Origin of the sequence: Leclercia sp. AS011 (assembly GCF_037152535.1) — a bacterium.
Taxonomy (GTDB): Bacteria; Pseudomonadota; Gammaproteobacteria; order Enterobacterales; family Enterobacteriaceae; genus Enterobacter.
In genome coordinates, this window is the sequence record NZ_JBBCMA010000001.1 from 1,673,171 (window position 1) to 1,696,922 (window position 23,752).

At 50.3% G+C, this 23,752-nt stretch carries 32 protein-coding genes and 1 pseudogene; 16 read left to right on the plus strand and 17 right to left on the minus strand.

What is annotated here, in order from left to right:
* The first annotated feature begins 7 nt into the window (after window positions 1-7).
* Window positions 8-211, plus strand: coding sequence for a hypothetical protein (locus WFO70_RS07900; protein WP_337015523.1), 204 nt, complete (start codon window positions 8-10; stop codon window positions 209-211).
* Here WFO70_RS07900 and WFO70_RS07905 read toward each other — a convergent pair.
* The 3 genes from WFO70_RS07905 to WFO70_RS07915 all read right to left on the minus strand — a co-directional run bounded on the left by WFO70_RS07905 (window position 189) and on the right by WFO70_RS07915 (window position 1,267).
* Entirely contained in the window at window positions 189-344 is a 156-nt protein-coding gene (locus WFO70_RS07905) for a hypothetical protein (RefSeq protein ID WP_171029916.1), read from the minus strand. The genes WFO70_RS07900 and WFO70_RS07905 overlap by 23 nt on opposite strands.
* A gap of 84 nt (window positions 345-428) precedes the next feature.
* Entirely contained in the window at window positions 429-764 is a 336-nt protein-coding gene (locus WFO70_RS07910) for a phage holin, lambda family (RefSeq protein ID WP_032651393.1), read from the minus strand.
* Between the two features lie 311 nt (window positions 765-1,075).
* Complete coding sequence (locus tag WFO70_RS07915) at window positions 1,076-1,267, minus strand: hypothetical protein (RefSeq protein ID WP_337015524.1); 192 nt, start codon at window positions 1,265-1,267, stop codon at window positions 1,076-1,078.
* A gap of 944 nt (window positions 1,268-2,211) precedes the next feature.
* On the opposite strand from WFO70_RS07915, the gene WFO70_RS07920 reads away from it, so the two are divergent.
* Together WFO70_RS07920 and WFO70_RS07925 are read left to right on the plus strand one after the other, a co-directional pair.
* Complete coding sequence (locus WFO70_RS07920; RefSeq protein ID WP_337015525.1) at window positions 2,212-3,777, plus strand: hypothetical protein; 1,566 nt, start codon at window positions 2,212-2,214, stop codon at window positions 3,775-3,777.
* Between the two features lie 40 nt (window positions 3,778-3,817).
* Entirely contained in the window at window positions 3,818-4,771 is a 954-nt protein-coding gene (locus WFO70_RS07925; RefSeq protein ID WP_337015526.1) for a DNA adenine methylase, read from the plus strand.
* A gap of 12 nt (window positions 4,772-4,783) precedes the next feature.
* Here WFO70_RS07925 and WFO70_RS07930 read toward each other — a convergent pair whose 3' ends face one another.
* The 5 genes from WFO70_RS07930 to WFO70_RS07950 all read right to left on the minus strand — a co-directional run bounded on the left by WFO70_RS07930 (window position 4,784) and on the right by WFO70_RS07950 (window position 7,114).
* Window positions 4,784-5,140, minus strand: coding sequence for an antiterminator Q family protein (locus tag WFO70_RS07930; RefSeq protein ID WP_337015527.1), 357 nt, complete (start codon window positions 5,138-5,140; stop codon window positions 4,784-4,786).
* Between the two features lie 9 nt (window positions 5,141-5,149).
* On the minus strand, window positions 5,150-6,181 hold the full coding sequence (locus tag WFO70_RS07935; protein WP_337015528.1) for a DUF968 domain-containing protein: 1,032 nt from the start codon (window positions 6,179-6,181) through the stop codon (window positions 5,150-5,152).
* Window positions 6,181-6,513, minus strand: coding sequence for a RusA family crossover junction endodeoxyribonuclease (locus tag WFO70_RS07940; protein ID WP_059360644.1), 333 nt, complete (start codon window positions 6,511-6,513; stop codon window positions 6,181-6,183). The genes WFO70_RS07935 and WFO70_RS07940 overlap by 1 nt, the downstream gene beginning before the upstream one ends.
* 20 nt (window positions 6,514-6,533) lie before the next feature.
* Window positions 6,534-6,740, minus strand: coding sequence for a hypothetical protein (locus tag WFO70_RS07945; RefSeq protein WP_337015529.1), 207 nt, complete (start codon window positions 6,738-6,740; stop codon window positions 6,534-6,536).
* A 125-nt stretch (window positions 6,741-6,865) separates the two neighbouring features.
* Complete coding sequence (locus WFO70_RS07950) at window positions 6,866-7,114, minus strand: hypothetical protein (protein WP_220425251.1); 249 nt, start codon at window positions 7,112-7,114, stop codon at window positions 6,866-6,868.
* A gap of 1,083 nt (window positions 7,115-8,197) precedes the next feature.
* Here WFO70_RS07950 and WFO70_RS07955 point away from each other — a divergent pair.
* Entirely contained in the window at window positions 8,198-8,635 is a 438-nt protein-coding gene (locus WFO70_RS07955) for a hypothetical protein (protein WP_337015531.1), read from the plus strand.
* Between the two features lie 8 nt (window positions 8,636-8,643).
* Here the strand turns inward: WFO70_RS07955 and WFO70_RS07960 are convergent, their stop codons facing one another.
* From WFO70_RS07960 to WFO70_RS07990, 7 genes and pseudogenes are all read right to left on the minus strand, one after another.
* Window positions 8,644-8,799 carry a hypothetical protein gene (locus WFO70_RS07960; RefSeq protein ID WP_337015532.1) on the minus strand — a complete coding sequence of 52 codons (156 nt, stop codon included), beginning with the start codon at window positions 8,797-8,799 and terminating at the stop codon, window positions 8,644-8,646.
* Between the two features lie 16 nt (window positions 8,800-8,815).
* Window positions 8,816-9,055: pseudogene (locus WFO70_RS07965) on the minus strand (DUF977 family protein); the annotation flags it as partial.
* A gap of 4 nt (window positions 9,056-9,059) precedes the next feature.
* Window positions 9,060-9,476 carry a PerC family transcriptional regulator gene (locus WFO70_RS07970; RefSeq protein ID WP_337015533.1) on the minus strand — a complete coding sequence of 139 codons (417 nt, stop codon included), beginning with the start codon at window positions 9,474-9,476 and terminating at the stop codon, window positions 9,060-9,062.
* Window positions 9,477-9,491: 15 nt separating this feature from the next.
* Window positions 9,492-10,037, minus strand: a complete 546-nt coding sequence (locus WFO70_RS07975) for a replication protein P (RefSeq protein ID WP_337015534.1) — start codon at window positions 10,035-10,037, stop codon at window positions 9,492-9,494.
* On the minus strand, window positions 9,949-10,902 hold the full coding sequence (locus WFO70_RS07980) for a DnaT-like ssDNA-binding domain-containing protein (RefSeq protein WP_337015535.1): 954 nt from the start codon (window positions 10,900-10,902) through the stop codon (window positions 9,949-9,951). The genes WFO70_RS07975 and WFO70_RS07980 overlap by 89 nt, the downstream gene beginning before the upstream one ends.
* Window positions 10,903-10,951: 49 nt before the next feature.
* Window positions 10,952-11,506: a toxin YdaT family protein gene (locus tag WFO70_RS07985; protein WP_337015536.1), complete on the minus strand. Its 555-nt coding sequence runs from the start codon at window positions 11,504-11,506 to the stop codon at window positions 10,952-10,954.
* A gap of 9 nt (window positions 11,507-11,515) precedes the next feature.
* Window positions 11,516-11,728, minus strand: coding sequence for a helix-turn-helix transcriptional regulator (locus WFO70_RS07990; RefSeq protein ID WP_337015537.1), 213 nt, complete (start codon window positions 11,726-11,728; stop codon window positions 11,516-11,518).
* Window positions 11,729-11,830: 102 nt separating this feature from the next.
* Between WFO70_RS07990 and WFO70_RS07995 the strand changes: the two genes are divergently transcribed.
* Window positions 11,831-12,238, plus strand: a complete 408-nt coding sequence (locus WFO70_RS07995; RefSeq protein WP_032651369.1) for a helix-turn-helix domain-containing protein — start codon at window positions 11,831-11,833, stop codon at window positions 12,236-12,238.
* A 478-nt stretch (window positions 12,239-12,716) separates the two neighbouring features.
* Here WFO70_RS07995 and WFO70_RS08000 read toward each other — a convergent pair whose 3' ends face one another.
* Complete coding sequence (locus WFO70_RS08000; protein WP_146145500.1) at window positions 12,717-12,908, minus strand: hypothetical protein; 192 nt, start codon at window positions 12,906-12,908, stop codon at window positions 12,717-12,719.
* A 91-nt stretch (window positions 12,909-12,999) separates the two neighbouring features.
* On the opposite strand from WFO70_RS08000, the gene WFO70_RS08005 reads away from it, so the two are divergent.
* From WFO70_RS08005 to WFO70_RS08030, 6 genes are all read left to right on the plus strand, one after another.
* Window positions 13,000-13,122 carry a hypothetical protein gene (locus WFO70_RS08005; protein WP_255474660.1) on the plus strand — a complete coding sequence of 41 codons (123 nt, stop codon included), beginning with the start codon at window positions 13,000-13,002 and terminating at the stop codon, window positions 13,120-13,122.
* Window positions 13,119-13,301: a DUF1482 family protein gene (locus WFO70_RS08010; protein ID WP_166182175.1), complete on the plus strand. Its 183-nt coding sequence runs from the start codon at window positions 13,119-13,121 to the stop codon at window positions 13,299-13,301. Before WFO70_RS08005 ends, WFO70_RS08010 begins: the two co-directional genes overlap by 4 nt.
* A 44-nt stretch (window positions 13,302-13,345) precedes the next feature.
* On the plus strand, window positions 13,346-13,687 hold the full coding sequence (locus tag WFO70_RS08015) for an Rrf2 family transcriptional regulator (RefSeq protein ID WP_181247213.1): 342 nt from the start codon (window positions 13,346-13,348) through the stop codon (window positions 13,685-13,687).
* Window positions 13,688-13,824: 137 nt separating this feature from the next.
* Entirely contained in the window at window positions 13,825-16,422 is a 2,598-nt protein-coding gene (locus tag WFO70_RS08020) for an exonuclease (RefSeq protein ID WP_337015540.1), read from the plus strand.
* Between the two features lie 52 nt (window positions 16,423-16,474).
* The gene (locus WFO70_RS08025; protein WP_059359847.1) at window positions 16,475-16,720 is read left to right on the plus strand and encodes an excisionase; all 246 of its coding nucleotides are present in this window, start codon (window positions 16,475-16,477) and stop codon (window positions 16,718-16,720) included.
* Window positions 16,701-17,831, plus strand: coding sequence for a phage integrase Arm DNA-binding domain-containing protein (locus WFO70_RS08030; RefSeq protein WP_337015541.1), 1,131 nt, complete (start codon window positions 16,701-16,703; stop codon window positions 17,829-17,831). Before WFO70_RS08025 ends, WFO70_RS08030 begins: the two co-directional genes overlap by 20 nt.
* A gap of 117 nt (window positions 17,832-17,948) precedes the next feature.
* Here WFO70_RS08030 and icd read toward each other — a convergent pair whose 3' ends face one another.
* Complete coding sequence (icd, locus tag WFO70_RS08035; RefSeq protein ID WP_337015542.1) at window positions 17,949-19,199, minus strand: NADP-dependent isocitrate dehydrogenase; 1,251 nt, start codon at window positions 19,197-19,199, stop codon at window positions 17,949-17,951.
* Window positions 19,200-19,316: 117 nt separating this feature from the next.
* Here icd and rluE point away from each other — a divergent pair, with 117 nt between their 5' ends.
* Genes rluE through purB form a run of 5 tightly spaced genes read left to right on the plus strand, consistent with a single transcriptional unit; the run spans window position 19,317 to window position 23,652 of the window.
* A complete protein-coding gene (gene rluE / locus WFO70_RS08040; RefSeq protein ID WP_337015543.1) occupies window positions 19,317-19,988 on the plus strand; it encodes a 23S rRNA pseudouridine(2457) synthase RluE in 672 nt (223 codons plus the stop codon).
* Window positions 19,981-20,454 (plus strand): NUDIX hydrolase, encoded by a 474-nt coding sequence (locus tag WFO70_RS08045; protein WP_337015544.1) that lies wholly within the window; start codon window positions 19,981-19,983, stop codon window positions 20,452-20,454. The genes rluE and WFO70_RS08045 overlap by 8 nt, the downstream gene beginning before the upstream one ends.
* A gap of 41 nt (window positions 20,455-20,495) precedes the next feature.
* Entirely contained in the window at window positions 20,496-21,605 is a 1,110-nt protein-coding gene (gene mnmA / locus WFO70_RS08050; RefSeq protein ID WP_337015545.1) for a tRNA 2-thiouridine(34) synthase MnmA, read from the plus strand.
* A 27-nt stretch (window positions 21,606-21,632) separates the two neighbouring features.
* Window positions 21,633-22,262: a high frequency lysogenization protein HflD gene (hflD, locus tag WFO70_RS08055; protein ID WP_262664349.1), complete on the plus strand. Its 630-nt coding sequence runs from the start codon at window positions 21,633-21,635 to the stop codon at window positions 22,260-22,262.
* A gap of 19 nt (window positions 22,263-22,281) precedes the next feature.
* Window positions 22,282-23,652, plus strand: coding sequence for an adenylosuccinate lyase (purB, locus tag WFO70_RS08060; protein WP_337015547.1), 1,371 nt, complete (start codon window positions 22,282-22,284; stop codon window positions 23,650-23,652).
* Window positions 23,653-23,752 lie beyond the last annotated feature (100 nt).

Sequence of the window (23,752 nt, forward strand, 5' to 3'; positions counted from 1 at the left end):
AGAAACTATGTGGGTTATTCATCAAATTTCATTTCTTAATCCAGAAACTGTCTCAACGAATATCAAACCAACACTTCACCTTACCGACAATCAGGGCGAAGGACGATCCATCAAGATTGATATGAGCCCTGAAGACATTCGCAAACTGTCCATAGGTCAATTGGAAGATATAGCTAACGGAAGGCTAACTATTGCTGAGGCTTTGCAATAGCCTGACTAAGCTTGGCAATGTCACTTGCCACTGAAGAATCAATGCAACTCAATGCGTTATTAGTATTATCGAGTTGCATTTTCAATTCTTTTACCTCTTTTTCTATTGCCTCTATGCGTTGCTCTAAGGTCATAATAATTCCTCGGAAACAGGAGAATGAAAAAACGCGACGGTTAACAAGTTGCCTACAGAAATTGTGCTTGTTTCATGGGGTTCCTCACTTGGTGTCACCACCAAAGCGGACGTTAATAACTCGGTTTGCCACCGAACGGACCTGCTCGACGCCGACAAAGCCCAGCGCCCCGCCGATTGCAATGGAGAGGGATTGAGGAAGGTTTACGTAATCCAGAGCGGATACAGCCGTTAACGTCATGGCGCCGCACATCAGGCCCTCCAGCAACATCTTTTTCCAGCCGCCGCCGCCGTAGGCAATTCTCAGCACTGCCATCACCACTGAAAGCAGTACAGCGCCAATGGGTGTTTCACCACGCCACCAACTGTGGAGTAGATCGATTAACTCCGTCCAGGAGTGGGGGTCATTATGCATTTTCATATCTCTCACCTCGCTGGCTCGCGGGTGTTAGGTGGGAAGGTTCAGGCTCTCCGGATGAATTAACGACAAGACCTCGATGGGGGTTTCCGGGAGCCTGAAAAAGAAAAAGGCCGCAAATTGGCAGCCTTTAGGTAAGTGTTAACTAATAATCTACTTATGTGCTGGACGTTTGTGATGCCGGGTGCCTCCCGGTGACTCGTTACCAGTTATACGAGCCGCAAGCACACATATTCAACTGGATTGCCCCACCGCACAGGGGGATTCACCGCTTAAAAGTCTATAGCATATATTAAAGCGCACCGGTCTTTATTTCAAATATGTGGTGGCGTTAACGGTCCTGCTAAAATCTCAGCCTCTCCGTCATCACAAATATCATCGCCCTGTGTGAGGTGCCATATACCTGTAATGATTCTGCCTATTTCAGGGTCTTCAGTTTCGCCATTAGTGTAATAAGCGACCTGCACCCTGCCCTTATGCTGTATCCAGTAGAAACCTTCTTGCATACTCACCGTCCTCTTCAAGCTCTGATAGAACTCATCAAGACGACAGTATCTGATCTGTTTACCGGAATCCATGCGTGATGTGGACGGCAAAGCCCATATCAGAACCGTGCAAAGAAGCTCATTGTTGAGTGTGATGCCGGGTGCCTCCCGGTGACTCTGCGCCAGACCACAGAATCGCGCTACTCACCTGCCATGTCTAGTCGCCCCGCCGCATAGGGGGATTCATCACAGGCACAGCCTAGTCGTCTTCCTGCCATAAAGCTATTTTTATCTGTTTATATATTCAGTCTGAACAAAACGACCAGTAGTGCTGTGCTGGCTAAAGTCATATAAAACAAAAAGGCCGCCAATCGGCAGCCTTAGAAATCTATAGTACTGGGACTGTAGTGCCGGGTGCCTCCCGGTGACTCTATGCTAGACCACAGAATCGCGTCATTCACCTCCAAGTCTAGTCGCCCCGCCGCATAGGGGGATTCACCACAGGCGCAGCCTAATCGTCTTTCTTCAATAAAGCTAACTTTATCTGTTTATTTATTCAGTATGAACGAAAAAGACCGGCGGTACTATGAAGACCAGAATCATATAAAACAAAAAGGCCGCCAATCGACAGCTTTGGAAATAGACGATACTGAGGTTGTGGTGCCGGGTGCCTCCCGGTGACCCTGCGCTAGACCACAGAACCGCGTTTTACAAACCCGACTCGTTTTGCCTAGTCGCCCCACCGCTAAGGGGGATTCACCACCCGCGCACTGTACGCGGCTTGCATCTTAAAAGATACATTTTAATTACCTTTTATTAATAATAACAACCCGCCGTAGCGAGTTTTATGTATCTTTTAAGTCCGTGTCGTAGAAACCACTCTTAACAGAGTACGATAGTTTTTGCGTACGCGTTAGCGATTTTGTAAAATCGGCCTTTACACCAGTAAAACTATAAGGACCGATATGTTTGGCAAAATAAATTTGACTACAAAAGCCTTATCTACGTTGCAACTAGATACGAGTAACCCAAGGCTTTTAGGTTATAAAAAACAAGGTAAACTACAAACGGAAAAAGAAATCATCTCTCTGATGATGGCTCGCTATGGCATACGAGAATTAATAAACTCAATATTATCCAATGGATTTTATCCTGATGAAATTCTATATGCCATACCAGATAAAAATCAGCCTAATAAAAGAGTAATAGTAGAAGGAAACAGAAGACTAACAGCTTGCAAAGTATTAAAAAAACCAAATATCCTTAAAGGCACGGAATTTTCCAATTTAATTTCAAAGATTGAACGACACCCTAATTATAATGCAGCCATTGAAACCATTAAAAAATTAAACCTTGTAGAACTGAGTAGTCGCTCTGCAGCCAGAACTTATATAGCGTCCAAGCACACTAAAGAATCTATAAAGAGATGGAGTGTATACACGCAGGGTGCATACTATATTGATTTATTATCTGAATTTGATAACATCAACACACTTAGAGCATCAATCAATAATAGCGTATCTACTTCAAGAATACGAGGCGTTATTTTATTCACTAGATTAACCGATCAAATACTAGAACTTCCAACTCTCTCGCAAGAAGAAAAAGATATCTTAGTAAATGATATTGACAATATCAAGACCGAAGCAATCTTCAGATTAATACAGCGCCTAGATTTCAAAGCCAATATAGCTAATATCAACCTTAACAAAGAAGGTAAAATTGTTGTAAGAAAAATCGGCCAAAATGCTTACAATCATCTTCTTGCAAAACTTGCAAGGGACGCAAACTTCACAAAAAAACTTTCAACTCGACAAGAAGACGATAAAAAAATAAAAGAATATTTAGAAGAGTTGAAATTAATAATCAATCAATTCACCTATACAGATGTTGGGTTTAATGAAGATGAGACAGAAGATGATGATTTAACATTCGACTTATCCGAAAATGATGCCGATACAGATACTGTTGAAGATTCAAATGAAAAAGATGCCGATGAAGAAAATCAGCATTTTATAGCACCAGAGCCTCAAATCAAACCTGTACAAAAAAGAAAACAGAATCCTACATTACTTAAAAAAACAACCCCTTGTACATATCAGCACGCAAAAATTGACGAACTTATCTTCGAATCTAAAACATTAAATATAAACAGGCATAAACACAGTGCAATTCTTTTAAGCAGAACACTTATTCAAGTCGTTTTGTCATATATTATAAAAAAATCATCTCAGCATCAGAATTATAAAATAGAAGCAAAACATAACTATCTCGATCTAGACACTTTATTAATTTATTTTTCAAATAATATAAAAAATATATTCCCGGATGAACCGGACAAGAATGCTTACAAACTTATTCGTTCGGATTTGAATAGCTACAAGGATTCAGGAAAACTGATATCCAACTTAGTGACTCATAGTGATGCACATACGCTTACTTTACAAGAGGTTACTCATGTGCAAGTTAAGTTGCAGTCTTTGATGGATTATTTTTTAACCAAGATTATCAGTGGCCATCAAGCTCAGTAGTATGTATAATTAACCTGATGAAACGCTTGAGGTATTCTTAATGCTTACTTATGACTTTAACAAATTGAATTTATTGAAAAAAAAGACTGTAGGCGCTAGTTTGGGCATACCTCACATACCACAAGATGTTTCACCGATGAGATATCCTGGTGGTAAGGCTAAGCTTTCAAGATTCATGGCATTATTCATCGTATCTAACAAACTTGACGGCTGTACTTTAATAGAGCCTTTTTGTGGCGGTGCTGGCGGAACGTTGCCTTTACTGATCTCTGGACTAATCGACAAGTTAGTTCTGAATGATTTAAACCCATGCATTGCTTCATTTTGGCGCTGTTTAGTGAAGGACCCTAGTTCATTAATCTCGATGATTGAATCAGAGCCTGTAGATCTTGAAGCTTGGCATCATTGGCGGAATATATATTTTTCCCAAGAATTGCATACCGATCTAGAAAAAGGGTTCTCTGCATTTTTTCTGAACCGAACAAATCGGTCTGGGATGTTACATGCTGGTCCGATCGGAGGGCGCGTTCAATCACATGAAAAATACACTATTGACTGCCGCTTTAATAAAGAGAACCTAATAAAGCGTATTGAGTTAATAGCTCAACATGCAAAGAGAATCAAAGTTACTGAAAATGACGCTTGCAAATCTTTAAATAGAAGAGTGGAAGGTGAATTCATTTATGCGGATCCACCTTATGTTCAAGAAGGAAAAAACATATACAACAAATTCTGCTTTGCAGATAGTGATCATGCTCGCTTTGCTAAAAAAATCATGCGAAGCAAAGCTCATTGGTTGTTATCGTATGATGATCATCCTTTAATACATAGCCTGTATTCTTCATCGGGCATGAATATCATTGAATTGTCTTATGCTATTAATAAGGCTAGAGTCGGAAGAGAACTGTTAATCGCGTCAGCAAATTCCCGTCAACCAAACCTACATTGCTTTGATGATGCTGACGCGCCGTCATATAAACAAGTATTGGGATAAGGGCTAAAGCCCTTATCCCATTTCAGATAATATAATGCTCCTTACACCTTCGATAAAACCTAGAGCATTCTGCAATTCTTTCCTAATAGACCCATCAGAACATTTCCGTTTTTTCGCAATGGTTCGCAACGAAATTCCAACGACAAAGTGAGCGATAATTAGCCTATACTCTTCTGGTTTATATTTTCGTAATCGCGCTACGCAACCGTCAATCATGATCCCTTCATCGTCATCACATTGAGGACGTAATTTCTTACCATGGGGCAATAGGCCTTTGAAGCCTGCCGCAATTGGTTGCCAGTCAACGCCACTGTTGTCTGAAGATGCCCAAGCTCCCCATAGATCCATAACTTCATACATATCACGCATTAGTTCTCCTTAAGCCAGAACACCGAGCGCAAAGGCCCGGTCCAGCACTCTGATTATCATTTCCGGCTGAGTACCGTGCTTACGCTCGAATTCCACCGGATCGTTATGTAGTTCGGTATGGTGCTGACGGCACAGGGGGATTACGAGACTGTCGTGCGCCTTCGTTCCCATGCCACCCTGGCCCCAGCCGATTAGATGGTGTGGATCATCTGACGGCCTGCCGCAGCACTCGCAGGGCTGCGTCTTAACCCATGCCAGATATTTGGGTTTGTCCCATCGGGCCCGCTTTGGCCGTTTCATGAGGGTCTGCGGTGATTCAGGATCCACCAGCACGCCCACGACTGGCTTAATGGCTGGTGGTGCGCCTACAGGTGCTGCAGATAGCGCGCGAGCTTTCTCAGCGATGATGCTGGTGGCCGGTACCGACGGTACGATCTCGCTTTCGCTGTACGTTTGTTTCTCCGCCGGCAGGCGCAATGCATCGCGGGCAACGGATTCAGGCAGCGCATCAGTGACGCCGACACGAACAGCCCACCAGCACAACTCAGGCAGGGATATCTCGCGAGTCTTGTCGATCGTCAGCGCCGACCGGGCAGTGTCCAGCACCCAGTCGATGACGTTCTGACGCGCCAATTCCGCCAGGCGTTCGGTGAATTGCTCGCGCAGCTGGTTGTCGCAGTGGCCACAGAGAAGAATCGCGCCGGGCTCATGCCGCATGGTAGTCAGTTCGTGATAGTGGTAGTCGCTGTGCTGGTACTGGCAGGTGCCGCCGCCGTGGCGCAGCAACCAGTATTCTAGGCCAGCCAGCCCACCAGCAGCGGTGATCACCTTTTCGTGGAGGAAGAACGGACGCAGCGCCGGGTTGGACGCCAGCGGCTGCCGCAGTTCGGGAACTCGCCCGGTCTCAAAGCTGGCCATGCTGGCAGGCTGGCTCTCCACCAGCACGCGCCCTGATATGAACATGGGCATCAGCTCGCTGCCGGGTTTCAGCAGCACAACGCCCAGCTCCCGGGCGATAACCGGTTTCAGCAATGCGCGCATCAGTCGATCTCCCCGATGATGATCTGCCCTACCTCACCCCAGCGCTTCGTCACTCGAGAATCCCAGATATGGGCGTCATCCGCATAGATGGCATCCATCAGGGCCTTCTCCAGGTTATCTTTGTCGGGTTTCTGCTGGTGGGGTTTCCCCGCCATCTCCTGGCGCTTCTTCTTGCTCCAGCTCGGGGGCATCGGGAGGATAAATGTAATGTGTGCGCCTGCTTCCGGCAGTTCGACGCCCAGCAGCCGAACGTGATCGCAGAACGCGCGATAACGGAGAACCTCCGGGCGTTTCTTCCACTTATCGGCGCGGGTCATTCTTGGCTTGCCCATCGGGATGATGTTGTAGGTCTTCACGATTCCCTCCAGAGCTTTTGCTGGAAGGTCTTATCCTGACGCGGGACTCTGTTTGCCTCGGGCAGATAAGCGGTGAGTGTCCAGTGGATGAGATCGAAATCAAGGCTACGCACAGTGCGCACGTCATTGGCGCGATAGCGGGCCTCGAGTTCGTCCACTTCTTTCGTGGTTAACTGGGTATGGATAAAGCTGGTTTTCTTCATGCCGTCACCCCTGAGTGCGCAGGCAAAAAGAAACCGCTGATTCCGAAATGAACCAGATTAAGTTTTTGTTTGGTAGGTTTTTGCGCCATGGTATCTCTCCAGTGGCGCAGCAGGTTGTCAGTTGTTCAGGCTGACGAGGTGACTATATCAGAAAGGGATGAGGGGCGGTAACCCGCCTTAACGAGCATCTGGGTGAACATCGATAAATCGCCGATAAGCTCATCAGAAGCCATCGGCCTGCAGCTAAATTTATCGCCGTATCGGTAGAAAAGTACGCGGTCCTCTGGACCATATTGATATGATGCCATGACCAGTCCATCGTCACGGCGAACCAAATCGTACCAACCCTTTTGCTGCGCCTCGCTATCACTCACAAAACCCCCTCACTTTGCTATCCACAAATACCACCTCCCGGCGGGGAGAGATCCACTCCACATAGCCAAAATAACAAATGGCGCAAATTTCCTAATAAGTTCGCCGGAAGAAAAATTCATTTTTTCCTGTAGCATCTGAACCATACAACAAAACACTGTATATATAAACAGTGCAAATCCATTTAGCTTAGACATACAAGTGAAAAGCATGCATGCGCAACATCATTCATACGATTGATTTTAATGAATTTTCATTGATACTTCCCTGTAAAAAAATAACCATTATTTTTAACACTTGTGCGAGGCAGAGAGCTCCCGGGTAAATATCTGATAAGAACCCCCATCCTTCCCAAGCCATGAGCAGGTCTGCGTTTGAGGGTATATTGCGGTGATGACACTTCATATCAGATTGATAATTCGTTGTCGTACAGCGGCTAATATCTGATCGATTTAATAGATCATTCTCCAGTGATCGATCGGGTGTAGTACGGGTAGGTGAGCCAACCAATTCGTACCGCCGCAAAAGCTAGCGTTTTTATGTAGGGGCTGAATTCAGGCGAAAAAAAACCTCCCATGAAGGAGGTTTTTAGCTTCCGTGTAACGCACCTTGCCCAACCAGCTTAACGATCACGATCATTAATCTGCTAAGAGCAACTATCACACTTACAAGTGCGCCTACAACTGTATCACTCATATCAACAGTGCCTAGCTCAAGGAAAACAAATGCAGCTAAGAACATGACGATACTTAAACAAAAGACACAGGTGACGGATAAGTAAATAATTTTGGGGATTAACCCCTTACAGTGTGTCGTCATATCGTCCCCAATATGACGCGCCTGCACCGTAGGGCGTTCAACTCCTACGGCTCAGATATTATGGCTTATTGATGGCGTGGAATCAACGTGAGAAAAAGTTATCTGGTAATGGTCTGATTTTATTGGGTTTATATGTCAATCACTGCAATGCTTTTTGTAAGGGCTCTCTACGATAAGGTGTCCTGTAAAGGTTTATTATTAATCTCGCTTGTTAGGCACTCCTTGGATTACCATGTCGGTCAAATTACTAAGGGACTTGATGAACTATGAGCATCGTAATATTTAGCACCATTATTACTGGTGTTTCTGTCTTTGTGACAGGTCACATTTTGGTAAAGGGCGTATTGGATCCTTACCTTTCTTTTAAAGAGCATCTAGGGATGGTCTCAGCAATTCTTCTGCGTGAGCAAAGCAAGATCCTTAACATAAGTGCCAATAGAGATGTGATTAAGGAAATAAAACATGCTTCGGCCTTACTGCTTTCAAAATCTAACGCAGTACCCCTTTACGGCACTTTCGCTAAATTACGTTTACTTCCTCAGCATGAAAATTTACTTAAAGCATCGCGTAATCTAAATCTTATAGCGAGCATTTTGGAAGAGGCGAGAAATACTACCCCCAAGACTTCCTATACCACCGTTAACGATTCTCTCAATGCTATAGGTGATGAGTTGGGGGTCATTGTTACCTACAAAGGTCGATAAGCAAGCATCTAGAAAGCAATCTTTTGCTGAGGTGATGATGCGAGCATGGCCTTATACACTGCATTACCAGTCCAGAGCTTGTTGATCGGCGTGTCGCTGCTCATCGCTTTCGCAAAATGATGACCGAAGACCACCAGCTCTTTGTTGCTCATTGAATCACTCATGTAATACTCCTCGGTGCGTATAACGTTCCATGTCAAAGTCGATAACAGTGCGCTGGTCGCGGAATACACCGCAGCGGCCGTGCCGGATAACACCGCCGCGCTGAACAGCGATCCGGAGATATTTCTGAGCAGTCGTTCTGTGCAGGTCGAACTTCGCAACGACGTCGGCGGTTGTGATCCGGCCGTTCTCGTTCACCAGGCCGATAATCTGCTGGATAATCAGCGTGCGCTCGCTGTGTGTTTTTGGTCTTGGCATGGCGTTATCTCCGGGCCTGACGCAGGCACTTTTCACGGCACTGTGCGAAGCGGGCCACCTCGAGCGAACTGCAGGCGATCGCCATCATGTCGGTATAAACCGTTGCGGCCCGGCGCCAGAGCCCTTTGCTCTCCAGCTCTTTGGCCTTCGTTTCAGCGGCGAGGATTTTTACCGGATCGCTTTTTTGCTCCATGCACGGCAATACCTCATCAGGGATATCTGCGCCCGGCGCCGCGGTGTAGCTGTACTGCGTACCGCTGTGGTTGCGGATAATGACGCCTTCTTCCGTCAGCGCGCGAAGATGTTTGCAGGCGGTAGTGCTGGCCATATCCAGCGCTTCAGCAACATCCTTGATGTCGCAGTTCGGCTGGTAGCGAACAAAGATCGCCACCTGGTCTTTCAGGGTTAATAGTTTGGTCATTGGTCATCACTCGATTCAGTTAGTTAAACCTGCCGCCTTACGGCGTTTGTACTCATCCATCAGCAGCTGCGCCGGAGTTGGCCCTGCCGGGTGCTGCGGTGCTGCAAGCTGGCGGCGAATCGGTGGTACCGAAAGGCCGTTACTGACGTGCTTGCTCCATTTTGTTAACAGCTTCTCTGCCAGTTTTTTAAGTTCCCCCTCTGTCATCTGGCGCTCCACGCCCGTTCTGCGCATCTCAACGCAGATGTGATACAGGACTGGTTGCGACCATGGGTATTTATCGCTGCCTGAGTACCGATAGGACTCGTTACGCCAGCGGCGGTATTCCGACATCACACATTCCGAAGTCAGGTTGAAGTGGTTAGCGCCGCTCTCTGAAACGAGCGATACAAACTCAGCAAGATCTGGCGGCCATGTGTTTCCTGCTGCGCAGCGCTCCATGCACTGCTGGCAGACCAGCTTGATTTGCTTTTCAGTCATCGAACCTATCTGGGCGATCCAGAGCGCCGACGGCTCCGCCCCATTCTTCTGCGTCCACCGGTTCGAGAATATTTCCCCCATGACCTGCCACAGGCGCCATGCCGTTTCCGTTGACATCAAGTCCATGGCGGCGTCTCCACTCAGCGTGGGCTGACTGAATCTGCTGAACAGCCCTGGATGCTGTAGGCTCTCCCCGAACTCCTTCATTGTCCTTACCTCCGGTTTCCGGTTGTTTTTTGGATCTCACCAGCACAACGTGCCGTGCGAGTTTTTGCTCCCACTGAACCTGGGTGAACACCTTCCCCTCTGACTCCCAGTACGATGCGAACTCAGCGAGCTCAGTGGCCAGGTAATCAGGCTCAGGCAAAGCTATTCCCCACATCGCCGCGCGCTGGCGAAAATCTCTGGATGGCAGCCACGCGCTGGTCATGGTGAATTTACCGATCGGCTCATCCAGACCCTCAAGGTATCGGGCTGCAGTTGGCTCAACCGGGGGTTGTCCCTCTTCCGATTTTTCTTCCACGCCCTCGTTAAGAGAGGGGTTTAGATCTTCTCTTCTCTTCTCTTCTCTGGTCCGCTTTTTGTCTGCATCTGATGCGGACATCTTGCGGACATTTCGTTTTCTGTCTGCCTCCTGCGCACGCCGCTTCGCGGACTGCCCGTTATGCTCAGAAAATCTTGGCATACAGAGACTTACATCATTCGATTCAAGCCAGCCGACAGTTATAAGAGCCTGCGCGAAACCTTCAAATCCGATCATGTCGTTAAGAGTTTTTGGGGAGTACCCTTCTAGCTCTCCATCTACTGAGTGGGCATCAAACAGACACCATGTCGCATGCAGTGCGCCGACAACGCGCAATCTGTCCGCATCCAAAGCGGACGCAATGCGGACGACTTTGGGGTGTGTGTGCAAATCAGCACGCATCTTGATCCAGTCTCCAGCCATTACCGCTCTCCTGCCGTGGATGATTTATTGATCATTGGTCAAAACTCGATTACGTAAATAGCGGAGCCAGAGCCTGCAGGTGAGCAATCACCACGCCGGCCAGCTCTCCCGGTAGCAGTGCTGCATTGGCAAGAAGGTTTTCAAAACCCTCCTTCGCTTGCTTCTTGCTCGGCAGGCCTAGCAACTTTGCCTGGTGGTGCTCTCCGGTCTCTTTTATTGCCTCGGCCACCAGCTCCATGTCGGTTTTACCCTGACGGAGGCCATGTTTTCTGGCGATCTCAATCGGCATTGCCATGCTGATCGCGTCCGCGAGTTGCATGACATAAGCCGTGTACTTGCTGGAATTGGTTTCGTTTTTCAGGTAGCGATAAAGGTTCTGTTTATTCACAGTGATCCCACGTCCGCCCTCTTTTGCCCACTGCTCGGCCACCAGCTGCGTAACAACGTCCTGCGCCTGGCCGGGTAGAGTAAGCTCCCATTCACGAACGGCTGTCAGGATCGCCTGGCGCCGTAGGTTGTCTCTGCGGCGTGGTTCATACTGATTTTTTGTTTTCAGCGGAGCGATAGCCTTTTGGTTATCATGCTCATAAGTGATTGCGTGCATTTGAACTCCTTAACCATTTGTTTGTGGCGGGAAAACCTCATCTAAAGAACAGCGCGCCCCCAGAGCATTCAGCGCGCCTACGATACGGCGGGAGTCTTCCAGACTTGGCGTTCTCAGATTCGATTCGTAGTTCGCCAAACGTGGTTGGTTCCAACCAATCTGTTGTGCAAGCGCCAGCTGGGAAATGTTTGCTTTTTTGCGATAGTGAGAAATTAGGTTCATCCGACTCTCCTGTAAGATGTGAACATTATTCACATATCGTGAATTACATGTCAACATAATCGTGAATCGATAAAGATTCACTATGCGTGATAAAATCGAATCATGAAGACAATTGCAGAACAGATCGGCGAGCGTATTAGAACGCTGCGCATTCAAAAGGGATTGAGCCAGGCCCAAGCTGCAAAGTTATGCGGTTGGTCAGCTGCGTCTCGTCTCGCCAATTACGAATCCGGGTTGAGAAACGTTGGCGCTGACGATGCAATGGTTTTAGCCAGAATATTAGGCACTTCACCAGGCGAACTGCTATTCGGTGAGCGCGGTGATGAAGATAAATGGCTTACAGAAAAACAAAGAGTAATGCTCAATTTGTTCAAACAATTACCTGAAACTGAGCAAGATAAAATGATTGATATCTTCCAGGTCAGGCTAAAAGAAATTGATGAATACGTTGAGAAGTACCTTCGCGGACGATTCAAGCCGATGGATGACCAGTCTGATACAAATAGCTAACTAACTCATACCATCCATAACCAGCCATCCGGCTGGTTTTTTTTCGTCCTTACATCCAAATCATCACGTTATGTGAAAAATAAAATTCACTTTTTGTATTGACGAGATATTCACGCCGTGTGAAACTTCGAGCACACCAAGCAGCAAGTAGGTCATCTAGGCAGGACGCCCACGTAGTAGCTGCCGGCGGCATATGAAACACCGGATGAGATGACCAGAGAATGTGCTTTGCGGTGAACCAGCTATTTGCTGAGTTTATCGAGTTTTTCAGGCGGAGAAGCGACTGACCACCGCAGCTGGGGCGCCAGCAAAGCACATACAAACAATGCGCAGCAGATAGTACCGTTCCGCTTGCCAGCGTTACAGGCTGATATAGGAGTAAAAATTGTGGATTACATGGACATCAGAAAGAGTGAGCTTTATGCACATTGCAAAGGCTCACTCTGGAGAAATGGGTCTGGCTGGAAAGCATATAACCCTATTTCCATTCGTCTTCTGCGAGCTTCTGGTTAAGAAAGACTTCGAATTTTACATAGAGTTTTTCAATCTCTTCAACAGGATCGTGTTGGTCTGAAAGATTTCGGCCGGATGAGATTTGAGCAGAACGGTAGGAGTTATATGTATCAACCGCTAGGCGAGTTAAATACAAGACCTTCTCTTCTTTTTCCACAGTTAATTCCCTCGTTACAGTATGGGAATTACCACAATAGCACTGAAGTTAGGGCCGCGATACGACAGGCAAAATTAAACAGGAGATAACCATGATCGACTACGCACGTAATCCCGTTAAACAGCAGGCTATTCGCCTCAACATTGTTGAAGTCCTGATCCGCAAGTTCTGCTACTTCATGGCGCAAAAAGGCAATCCAGAGCTCAACGCATGAACTCGCTTTTCGCCTTAATCGTTAACGTCTGCGCCCTCACCGGGGAATGCTCAGACATCATGCTCGGGGTTTATAAGACCGAGGCGGTTTGTGAAGCAGCTGCCGCAGAGCAGCACGTTAAAGGACAGTGTTACCCGTACAAACCGGCTGACGACCAACAGCCAGCGTTACATTTTTAATCGAGTTTTGACCAATGGCCTGACTGGCCCTGAAGGGATCCATTATGGAATTTGGAATGAAACGAGTGATGGCATCTGTACAGGCTGTTGCGGTTCTGGAAAGAATCTACTGCGGCAAGCCAGTACCCCTCGCCACACTGAGTAAAGAATCGAAGCTCTCAGTTTCCTACCTGGAGCAAATTTTTAAGCGGCTGCGCAGCGGCAAGCTGGTCACCTCACACAGAGGACCGGGCGGCGGATATAGCCTTCGTGAAGGTGATATCTCAGTTTCAGCAGTCATCCGCGCAGTCAGCAAGATCCCGTCGAATACCACGTTCGACCCGGTTCTTGTTGCACTTGACGGAGTGCTTATCTCTCAGCTGGCGAACAAGCCCAGCGCCCAATAAGCACAAAACCCGCGCAAGGCGGGTTTAGTACCCGGTCAGCCGACCAAAGCTTTCCGGAATCGAGTTTTGACCAATGACCACTACCTAAGCAGCGCTCATTAGCTGTTGGGTATCTTACACCCAAACGAGGCTCCACCATGGAATTTTTTTATCATATTAAGGCGACTCAGAAATCCGGCAAACCTGACGGTGTTATCTGGTTCAGTGCCAATACGGCGTCACGCGCTGCGCTGCAGCTGGACGTCGCGCTGGAAGATGTAGGTATCGAAACTGGCCGCGGTAAGGACTACGCCAAGCCTGTTCGTACCGACATGCCTGTTGTTGACGATCTACCTGAAGAAGGCGTGATTGATTACACCTGGTGCAAATGCTACGAACTGGCTGACGACCAGCGAACCTGGAATGTGATTGCCGGCACTGCGCAGCAACCTCATCCAGACGGAAAAGTTGTTGAGGGTACCGACACCACTATCGTCGATAGCGTGGATATCGAAACTGGCGAAAGCATTGTTGATGCAGATGGTACCGAAACGGTTTGTGATGCGGTAAGAGAGTTCCGCGAGCGCAAACTTCCGGTATTGACGACCGTCGCCACCCTGCCTTTCCGTCAGCGTCTTCTGGCGCAGTTCATCGCGGACAAACAGTATCTCTACCACGTCGACGAAGAGCAGAAGAAGGCCATACTGGAGCTTGAGCTGGATGTGGACAACAGCTACGTGCAGAACCTTATTCTGGCCGCCGAAAATGTTGAGGGCTTCAAGAAAGCACATGAGCCCGACATCTGGAAAGTGGTCAGTGCTCTGAAAACCATCTTCCCAGTTGATGGAAAACGCACAGAGCTGTCTGTCGTCATCCAGTTCTTCAAAGCGTGGTTCAACACCGGACACATTGACCGCGGGATCCTGACGCGAGAGTGGGCCGCCGGCAATCGCATTAACCTCGTGCAGCGCACTGACTCAGGGACCAATGCTGATGGTGGATACGTAACCGACCGCGGCGCTGACACACAACATACCCTGGACACCCTTGATCTGGAAATCGCCTGCGCCCTGCTGCCGATGGACTTCAACCATCGTGAAATCCCGGGCAGCATTGCGCGCCGCGCCAAAGAGATTATCGCGAACAAAGAAGAGCCGTGGAAATCGTGGAGCAAGATCCTGCGCAACCAGCCTGGCGTTCTGGCAGTGAACCGCGCGGCGATCTTCAACCTGGTGCGCATCGCGCCGGAGGATATCCACCTGAACCCGGTTGCGCATCTGGAGTTCGTTAACCAGACGATGACAGCTGAATTCAATGCTGCAACTGAGTTGCTGCCGCTGCCTGCGCCAGCTGCTGAACCTGAGGTGCCAGCAGCACAGCCGGGCGGCGGCGGAAAAACCGATCGCAACCCTAACTACAAACCCGACTTTGACGGGCTCGATACTGAGATTGCGTTGGCAACGCTGTCAGCAGATTTCAATATTTACGACATTCCAAGTGATGTTTTCCGCCAGGCGAAGGCTATCGTCGCTGCGAATGACAGTCCGTTTAAAGAATGGTCTGAAGCTTTGCGCGCAACGCCCGGCATTCTGGATTACTCCCGCGCTGCAATTTTTGCGCTGATCCGAAGTGCTCACCCTGAGCACTACAAACAGCCTGGGCGTCTTTCCGGATACATCAAAGCGAACCTGACCGAAATCGACCACGAGAATCCTACAGCGGAAGTGCTGGCGGCGGCTCGACACACCCCTGAGGTTAGCTGGGAAAAAGAAATTAACGAGAAGATTGAAGCGGAAAAAGCAGCGTTAGTCAGCCAGCCGCAAGTCGCCAATCTTGGCGGCGGCATGTTCTCCATCGAAGGCCTGATGAACGAAAACCAATCACAAACAGATGACCGTTCATCGGTTATAGAGGAGACCACCAGCGATGTGCAGATGGAAGAGACTGACCCGACGGAAGGAGAAAGTGTTGACGCGGTTCCACCAGGCGAAAGCACTGATGCAGCTGATCCGCAAACAGCTTCCCTGAACCCGGCTGAGGTTCTGACCGCCGCGGCGCCGATTCTGGAAAACCAGTATCAGGCCGATGTAAACCAGAAGCCCGATTCTGTCAGCCAAAACAGCAATTCTATAAACCAGAACGAGCCAGAACCGGCACGAAATGAGCCAGAAGCGCATCAGGACGAGCCAGCCATGTTCACGCATTTGATGGTTGATCTCGAGACAATGGGTAAAAAACCGGGCGCGCCGATCGTTTCTGTGGGGGCCGTATTCTTTGACCCGGCCAGCGGGAAAACCGGCGCTGAATTCTATCAGGTGATTAGCTTGGAATCGTCGATGTCATTCGGGGCCAGGCCAGATGCCAGCACCATCCTCTGGTGGTTAAAGCAATCGCCGGAAGCACGATCTGCAATCGTAGTGGATGATACGGTCGGCCTAGTGGAAGCGTTGGAGCAATTCCTCGACTTCATTGCTGAAAACGCGGCTAACGGCTCCAAGAATGTGCAGCTCTGGGGAAATGGCAGTTCGTTCGATTGCTCACTTCTGGAAGCGGCTTTCGAGCTGGCCGACACGCCCTTCCCGATCCCGCACTGGAACTATCGGGATGTGCGTACCGTCGTCGAACTGGGCAAAGCAGTTGGGTTGAACTCGCGTTACGACATCCCTTTTGAAGGCGATCAACACAATGCCCTGGCCGACGCCCGCCACCAGGTCAAATACGTATCAGCTATCTGGCAGCGCCTGACAGCAATCTGATTTCAGTTTTTCAGCCAATGGCCCGTTTCTGGGCCATTATGAGGTAAAGCATATGATCCAGATGTTAACTCTCGAAGAATGGGCCGCTGAAAAATACAGAAGCAACCCTCCAAGCGTGTCGACACTTCGACGATATGCGAAGCAGAATCAGTTCTCTCCACCTGCTATGAAGCAGGGCCGCTTATGGCGTGTTCGTGAAGATGCTGAACTGGTAGGTGAATTGACTGCGCCGGTAGTTAAGAAGAACGACTCCATATTGCTGCAAAGGATTTTGAACGATGGCTGCCAGACCACGTAAAAACAATGTATCTGTTCCGAACCTTTACCCCCTCTACAGCAGGAAGGTGAATAAGGTTTACTGGCGTTATAAACATCCAATCACTGGCAAATTCCATGCGTTGGGCACTGATGAGGCCGAAGCTGTAGCAATCGCCACGGAAGCAAACGAGCGCCTGGCAGAACAGAGGACCCGGCAAATTCTGGCGATCAGCGACAGGATCGCCACCAGCAAAGGTAAGGCGATCACGGTATCAACATGGCTCGACCGATACTGGAAAATTCAGGAAGAGCGTCTGGCGTCGGGCGATATCAAGCTGAACACGTTCAAACAGAAAAGCAAGCCGGTTTCGTTGTTGCGAGAGCGTGTCGGAATGAAGTTGCTGCCATCAGTGGATGTCCGCGATATCGCCCAATTGCTTGATGAGTACGTCACAGCCGGTCAGCCGCGAATGGCCCAAGTAGTTCGGACAGTGTTGGTTGATATTTTTAAAGAAGCGCAGCATGCGGGTGAGGTTCCTCCGGGTTACGATCCTGCCTCAGCGACCAAAAAACCCCGCCGAAAAATCACCCGCCAGCGCCTTAGTCTGGAGGAATGGCAGAGGATTTTCGATATTGCAGACAGCACCCATCAATATATGGGGAATGCAATGCTGCTGGCATTGGTGACGGGCCAGCGCCTCGGTGATATTTCCAATATGAAGTTTAGCGATGTCTGGGATGATCACCTGCACGTACTTCAGGAAAAGACAGGGAGCAAAATTGCCATCCCTCTCTCGCTTCGCCTCAACGCAATAAACTGGAGTTTGCGGGATATAATTTCTCGTTGCAGGGATTATGCGGTCAGCCCTTATCTGGTTCATTTTTTCAGAGCCACCTCTCAAGCAGAACGAGGCTCGCAGGTTAGATCCAATACGCTGACCACAAATTTCAGCAAGGCCCGTGACAAAGCAGAGATACCACTGGAAGAAGGCAAGACGCCGTCTACTTTTCACGAGCAGCGTTCTTTAGCGGAGAGGTTATATAAAGCGCAGGGTGTGAACACGAAAGAGCTTCTTGGACATAGGTCCCAGCAGCAGACTGATGGCTATCATGATGACCGTGGGAAGGACTGGACGACAATCGCGATATAGGATTTTGGGGTGGGGTTTTGATAACTTGTTTTGATAAACTTTTGATAACCGTTCGAAAGCTAATAATAAAAAAAGGGAACCATCAGGCTCCCGTTCTTATACAGCCCGGAAACCGGATTACATGTTCGCGATGATCGCGTCACCAAACTCTGAACATTTCAGCAGCTTAGCGCCTTCCATCAGACGTTCGAAATCGTAGGTTACGGTTTTAGCGTTAATCGCGCCTTCCATACCTTTAACGATCAGGTCTGCGGCTTCGAACCATTCCATATGACGCAGCATCATCTCTGCGGACAGGATGATGGAACCTGGGTTCACTTTATCCTGACCAGCATACTTAGGTGCGGTACCGTGGGTGGCTTCGAACAGGGCGCACTCGTCACCAATGTTCGCGCCTGGTGCGATACCGATACCGCCAACCTGCGCCGCCAGGGCGTCGGAGATGTAGTCACCGTTCAGGTTCATACAGGCGATAACGTCGTACTCAGCAGGACGCAACAGGATCTGCTGCAGGAATGCATCGGCGATCACATCTTTAATGATGATCTCTTTGCCGGTGTTTGGGTTCTTGATCTTCTGCCATGGGCCGCCGTCGATCAGCTCGCCACCGAACTCTTCCGTCGCCAGCTGGTAGCCCCAGTCTTTGAAGGAACCTTCGGTGAACTTCATGATGTTGCCTTTGTGAACGATGGTCACGGAGTCACGGTCGTTGGTGATCGCATACTCAATCGCTGCACGCACCAGACGCTTGGTGCCTTCTTCGGAGCACGGCTTGATGCCGATGCCGCAATGTTCAGGGAAGCGAATTTTCTTCACGCCCATCTCTTCGCGCAGGAACTTGATTACTTTCTGTGCGTCAGCAGAGTCGGCTTTCCACTCGATACCCGCGTAGATATCTTCGGAGTTCTCACGGAAGATAACCATGTCGGTCAGCTCAGGGTGTTTAACCGGGCTTGGGGTGCCCTGGTAGTAACGTACCGGGCGCAGGCAGACGTACAGGTCGAGTTCCTGACGCAGCGCAACGTTCAGGGAGCGAATACCGCCACCGACTGGGGTGGTCAGCGGGCCTTTGATGGCAACGCGGTAGTCACGGATCAGATCCAGCGTCTCAGTCGGCAGCCAGACGTCCTGGCCATAAACGTGGGTAGATTTTTCACCGGTGTAAATTTCCATCCAGGAAATTTTACGCTCGCCTTTATAGGCTTTCTCAACAGCGGCATCCACCACTTTCAGCATCGCTGGAGTTACGTCAACACCGATACCGTCACCTTCGATGAACGGGATAATCGGATTGTGTGGGACGTTCAGCTTACCGTCTTGCAGGGTGATCTTTTTACCTTCCGCCGGAACAACTACTTTGCTTTCCATTAACCTCTCCTTCGAGCGCTTCTGGTTGTTACTGATCTTATGTTAATAATTTGTAATGAGCCCATCGATAGTACCTGAATGTCTGGCGCCATGAAAGGCATTCGTTATTAGGCTATAATGCGGCAATTGATAACTTCTGAAAATACCATGCAGAAAACTTCTTTTAGAAATCACCTGGTTGAACGATTCAGCACACGACAAGCCACCAGGCCGCGTAAGCAACGTGCGCCAACACGCGTTATTTTGTTCAATAAACCTTACGATGTCCTGCCGCAGTTTACCGACGAAGCCGGGCGCAGCACCTTGAAAGATTTCATCCCCGTGCAGGGCGTCTATGCCGCGGGTCGGCTCGATCGCGACAGCGAAGGGCTGATGGTGCTCACCAACGACGGCGAGCTACAGGCAAAACTCACGCAGCCGGGAAAACGCACCGGAAAAATCTACTTTGTGCAGGTTGAGGGTGTTCCGGACGACGAGGCGCTGGCGGCCTTGCGTAACGGCGTGACGCTGAACGACGGCCCTACCCTGCCCGCGGGCATTGAGCTGGTCAGCGAACCAGACTGGCTCTGGCCGCGCAATCCGCCGATCCGCGAACGCAAATCGATTCCCGTATCGTGGATCAAAGTCACGCTTTATGAAGGCCGCAACCGCCAGGTGCGTCGCATGACGGCCCATGTCGGCTATCCGACATTGCGTCTGATTCGCTACGCGATGGGCAGTTACACGCTTGATTCTCTCGCCAACGGTGAATGGCGGGACGTTACTGATCAGGGAGAACATCATGTTTAAACCGCACGTCACGGTAGCCACCGTGGTCCACGCTCAGGGCAAATTTTTAGTGGTGGAAGAGACCATCAACGGTAAAGCGTTGTGGAACCAGCCCGCGGGCCATCTCGAAGCCGACGAGACGCTGGTTCAGGCCGCAAAGCGCGAGCTGTGGGAAGAGACCGGTATCCTTGCCGAACCGCAACACTTTATCCGCTTGCATCAGTGGATCGCCCCGGACAAAACGCCGTTTTTGCGCTTCCTGTTTGCCATTGAGCTTAACGAAACGTGCGCCACTGAGCCGCACGACAGCGATATCGACCGCTGCCTGTGGGTGGATGCTGACACCATTCTGAGCGCAACTCATCTGCGTTCGCCGCTGGTTGCGGAGAGCATTCGCAGCTACCTGAGCGGCAATCGACTGCCGCTGGAGACGATTGGCGAATTTAACTGGCCGTTTACAGAGGGTGTCAATGCCGGGGGCGCGTGATAGAATACGCCGCCTTGAAGTTCAATGTCGTGAGTATTCCAATGTCTGAAAGCCAAAAAAAAGTGATCGTCGGCATGTCCGGCGGCGTCGATTCTTCCGTCTCAGCCTGGCTGTTGCTGCAACAGGGCTATAAGGTTGAAGGCCTGTTCATGAAGAACTGGGAAGAAGACGATGGCGAGGAATACTGCACCGCCGCTGCGGATCTGGCTGATGCGCAGGCGGTTTGCGACAAGCTCGGCATTGAACTGCACACCGTCAATTTTGCCGCAGAGTACTGGGACAACGTATTCGAGCATTTCCTTGAAGAGTACAAAGCCGGCCGCACGCCGAACCCGGATATTCTGTGTAACAAAGAGATCAAATTTAAAGCCTTCCTCGAATTCGCTGCTGAAGATCTGGGTGCTGACTACATCGCGACTGGTCACTACGTGCGCCGCGCCGATGTCGACGGCAAAAGCCAGCTGCTGCGCGGTCTCGACGGCAACAAAGATCAGAGCTACTTCCTCTATACCCTCGGCCACGAACAGATTGCCCAAAGCCTGTTCCCGGTGGGCGAGCTGGAAAAACCGGAAGTGCGTAAAATCGCTGAAGAGCTGGATCTGATCACCGCCAGGAAAAAAGACTCCACCGGGATCTGCTTTATCGGTGAGCGCAAATTCCGTGAATTCCTGGGCCGTTATCTGCCTGCCCAGCCGGGCAAAATCATCACCGTTGACGGGGATGTGATTGGCGAGCACCAGGGGCTGATGTACCACACCTTAGGCCAGCGTAAAGGGCTGGGGATTGGCGGTACCAAAGAGGGTAGCGAAGATCCTTGGTACGTCGTCGATAAAGACGTTGAAAACAATATTCTGATTGTGGCCCAGGGCCATGACCATCCGCGTCTGATGTCCGTCGGCCTGATCGCCCAACAGCTGCACTGGGTTGACCGCGAGCCGCTGAAAGGCACGCTGCGCTGCACAGTGAAAACCCGTTATCGTCAGACCGATATTCCCTGCACCATTACCGCGCTGGACGACGAACGCATTGAAGTGCGTTTTGACGAGCCGGTGTCCGCCGTCACCCCGGGCCAGTCTGCCGTCTTCTACAGCGGTGAAATCTGCCTCGGCGGCGGTATTATCGAACAACGCCTGCCGCTGACTGCGGTTTAATGCGATTACACACAGAAAGGAGCCAGTGTGGCGAAGAACTTTTATGACATCACCCTGGCGCTGGCGGGAATTTGCCAGTCTGCCCGTCTGGTGCAGCAGTTGGCGCATCAGGGTCATTGCGATGCTGACGCCCTGCACGTTTCACTCAACAGCGTCGTGGATCTGAACCCCAGTTCAACCCTCGGCGTCTTTGGTGGTAGTGAAGCGAATCTTCGCCTCGGTCTGGAAACCTTACTCGGTGTGTTAAATGCCAGCAATCGTCAGGGGCTGAACGCGGAACTGACGCGCTATACCCTGAGCATGATGGTGCTGGAGCGCAAACTGAACGCCGCCAAAGGGGCCATGGACACCCTGGGCGATCGTATTTCGGGCCTCCAGCGTCAGCTCGATCATTTCGATTTACAGTCAGAGACCTTACTCAGCGCCATGGCCGGCATTTATGTGGACGTCATCAGCCCACTGGGGCCGCGGATCCAGGTCACCGGCTCTCCTGCCGTCCTGCAAAGCCCGCAGGTACAGGCCAAAGTGCGCGCCTCGCTGCTGGCGGGTATTCGTGCCGCAGTGCTGTGGCAACAGGTCGGCGGTGGCCGCCTGCAGTTAATGTTTTATCGTAATCGCCTGACGACTCAGGCAAAACAAATTCTTGCTCATTGTTAACCTCCCGGAGTTGCGAACTATGGAATTATCCTCACTGACCGCCGTTTCCCCTGTCGATGGACGCTACGGCGATAAAGTCAGCGCGCTGCGCGGGATCTTCAGCGAATATGGTCTGCTGAAATTCCGTGTCCAGGTTGAAGTACGCTGGCTGCAAAAGCTGGCCGCACAGGCAGCGATCGCGGAAGTTCCTGCTTTTGACAGCCAGGCAAACGATTACCTTGATAAAATCGTTGCTGAATTCAACGAAGAAGACGCGGCGCGCATTAAAACCATCGAGCGCACCACCAACCACGACGTGAAAGCGGTTGAGTATTTCCTGAAAGAAAAAGTGGCAGACGTCCCGGCGCTGCACGCGGTCTCTGAATTTATTCACTTCGCCTGCACCTCAGAAGATATCAACAACCTCTCCCACGCCCTGATGCTCTCTACCGCGCGGGAAGAAGTGGTGCTGCCGTACTGGCGCAAAATCATCGACGCGGTGAAAGCCCTGGCGGTAGAGTATCGCGATATTCCGCTGCTCTCCCGTACCCACGGCCAGCCTGCTACTCCGTCCACCATCGGTAAAGAGATGGCTAACGTCGCCTACCGCATGGAGCGTCAGTACCGCCAGCTGGAGCAGGTGGAGATCCTCGGCAAAATCAACGGTGCCGTCGGTAACTACAATGCCCACATCGCCGCCTACCCGGAAGTGGACTGGCACCAGTTCAGCGAAGAGTTTGTGACGTCTCTGGGCATCCAGTGGAACCCGTACACCACCCAGATCGAGCCACACGACTATATCGCCGAGCTGTTTGACTGCATCGCGCGCTTCAACACCATCCTGATCGACTTCGACCGCGATGTGTGGGGCTACATCGCCCTGAACCACTTCAAGCAGAAGACCATCGCCGGTGAAATCGGTTCCTCCACCATGCCGCACAAGGTCAACCCAATTGACTTCGAAAACTCCGAAGGCAACCTGGGCCTGGCGAACGCCCTGCTGCAACACATGGCGAGCAAACTGCCGGTATCCCGCTGGCAGCGCGACCTGACCGACTCCACCGTGCTGCGTAACCTCGGCGTGGGCATCGGCTACGCGCTGATTGCCTATCAGTCTACCCTGAAGGGCGTGAGCAAGCTGGAAGTGAACCGCGAGCGTCTGCTCGACGAGCTGGATCACAACTGGGAAGTGCTGGCGGAGCCGATCCAGACCGTGATGCGTCGCTATGGCATCGAAAAACCGTACGAGAAACTGAAAGAGCTGACCCGCGGCAAGCGCGTTGACGCTGAAGGCATGAAGCAGTTTATCGACGGTCTGGAACTGCCAGAAGACGAGAAAACCCGCCTGAAAGCGATGACTCCGGCTAACTACATCGGCCGCGCCATTGCGATGGTTGATGAGCTGAAATAACGCTTTTTACCCTCTTTCCGCCCGGAAAGAGGGTCCCTTCCCCTTCGGTTTACGAAATGTTTATCCCCGCCGCAACATAATCAGCGTTAAACTATTCAGA

Excerpts from the sequence above, each read along its gene's own strand:
- WFO70_RS07900 (WP_337015523.1), top strand. The coding sequence starts at position 8 with ATGTGGGTTATTCATCAAATTTCATTTCTTAATCCAGAAACTGTCTCA.
- WFO70_RS07905 (WP_171029916.1), bottom strand. The coding sequence starts at position 344 with ATGACCTTAGAGCAACGCATAGAGGCAATAGAAAAAGAGGTAAAAGAA.
- WFO70_RS07910 (WP_032651393.1), bottom strand. The coding sequence starts at position 764 with ATGAAAATGCATAATGACCCCCACTCCTGGACGGAGTTAATCGATCTA.
- WFO70_RS07915 (WP_337015524.1), bottom strand. The coding sequence starts at position 1,267 with ATGCAAGAAGGTTTCTACTGGATACAGCATAAGGGCAGGGTGCAGGTC.
- WFO70_RS07920 (WP_337015525.1), top strand. The coding sequence starts at position 2,212 with ATGTTTGGCAAAATAAATTTGACTACAAAAGCCTTATCTACGTTGCAA.
- WFO70_RS07925 (WP_337015526.1), top strand. The coding sequence starts at position 3,818 with ATGCTTACTTATGACTTTAACAAATTGAATTTATTGAAAAAAAAGACT.
- WFO70_RS07930 (WP_337015527.1), bottom strand. The coding sequence starts at position 5,140 with ATGCGTGATATGTATGAAGTTATGGATCTATGGGGAGCTTGGGCATCT.
- WFO70_RS07935 (WP_337015528.1), bottom strand. The coding sequence starts at position 6,181 with ATGCGCGCATTGCTGAAACCGGTTATCGCCCGGGAGCTGGGCGTTGTG.
- WFO70_RS07940 (WP_059360644.1), bottom strand. The coding sequence starts at position 6,513 with ATGGGCAAGCCAAGAATGACCCGCGCCGATAAGTGGAAGAAACGCCCG.
- WFO70_RS07945 (WP_337015529.1), bottom strand. The coding sequence starts at position 6,740 with ATGAAGAAAACCAGCTTTATCCATACCCAGTTAACCACGAAAGAAGTG.
- WFO70_RS07955 (WP_337015531.1), top strand. The coding sequence starts at position 8,198 with ATGAGCATCGTAATATTTAGCACCATTATTACTGGTGTTTCTGTCTTT.
- WFO70_RS07960 (WP_337015532.1), bottom strand. The coding sequence starts at position 8,799 with ATGAGTGATTCAATGAGCAACAAAGAGCTGGTGGTCTTCGGTCATCAT.
- WFO70_RS07970 (WP_337015533.1), bottom strand. The coding sequence starts at position 9,476 with ATGACCAAACTATTAACCCTGAAAGACCAGGTGGCGATCTTTGTTCGC.
- WFO70_RS07975 (WP_337015534.1), bottom strand. The coding sequence starts at position 10,037 with ATGGGGGAAATATTCTCGAACCGGTGGACGCAGAAGAATGGGGCGGAG.
- WFO70_RS07980 (WP_337015535.1), bottom strand. The coding sequence starts at position 10,902 with ATGGCTGGAGACTGGATCAAGATGCGTGCTGATTTGCACACACACCCC.
- WFO70_RS07985 (WP_337015536.1), bottom strand. The coding sequence starts at position 11,506 with ATGCACGCAATCACTTATGAGCATGATAACCAAAAGGCTATCGCTCCG.
- WFO70_RS07990 (WP_337015537.1), bottom strand. The coding sequence starts at position 11,728 with ATGAACCTAATTTCTCACTATCGCAAAAAAGCAAACATTTCCCAGCTG.
- WFO70_RS07995 (WP_032651369.1), top strand. The coding sequence starts at position 11,831 with ATGAAGACAATTGCAGAACAGATCGGCGAGCGTATTAGAACGCTGCGC.
- WFO70_RS08005 (WP_255474660.1), top strand. The coding sequence starts at position 13,000 with ATGATCGACTACGCACGTAATCCCGTTAAACAGCAGGCTATTCGCCTC.
- WFO70_RS08010 (WP_166182175.1), top strand. The coding sequence starts at position 13,119 with ATGAACTCGCTTTTCGCCTTAATCGTTAACGTCTGCGCCCTCACCGGG.
- WFO70_RS08015 (WP_181247213.1), top strand. The coding sequence starts at position 13,346 with ATGGAATTTGGAATGAAACGAGTGATGGCATCTGTACAGGCTGTTGCG.
- WFO70_RS08020 (WP_337015540.1), top strand. The coding sequence starts at position 13,825 with ATGGAATTTTTTTATCATATTAAGGCGACTCAGAAATCCGGCAAACCT.
- WFO70_RS08025 (WP_059359847.1), top strand. The coding sequence starts at position 16,475 with ATGATCCAGATGTTAACTCTCGAAGAATGGGCCGCTGAAAAATACAGA.
- WFO70_RS08030 (WP_337015541.1), top strand. The coding sequence starts at position 16,701 with ATGGCTGCCAGACCACGTAAAAACAATGTATCTGTTCCGAACCTTTAC.
- icd (WP_337015542.1), bottom strand. The coding sequence starts at position 19,199 with ATGGAAAGCAAAGTAGTTGTTCCGGCGGAAGGTAAAAAGATCACCCTG.
- rluE (WP_337015543.1), top strand. The coding sequence starts at position 19,317 with ATGCGGCAATTGATAACTTCTGAAAATACCATGCAGAAAACTTCTTTT.
- WFO70_RS08045 (WP_337015544.1), top strand. The coding sequence starts at position 19,981 with ATGTTTAAACCGCACGTCACGGTAGCCACCGTGGTCCACGCTCAGGGC.
- mnmA (WP_337015545.1), top strand. The coding sequence starts at position 20,496 with ATGTCTGAAAGCCAAAAAAAAGTGATCGTCGGCATGTCCGGCGGCGTC.
- purB (WP_337015547.1), top strand. The coding sequence starts at position 22,282 with ATGGAATTATCCTCACTGACCGCCGTTTCCCCTGTCGATGGACGCTAC.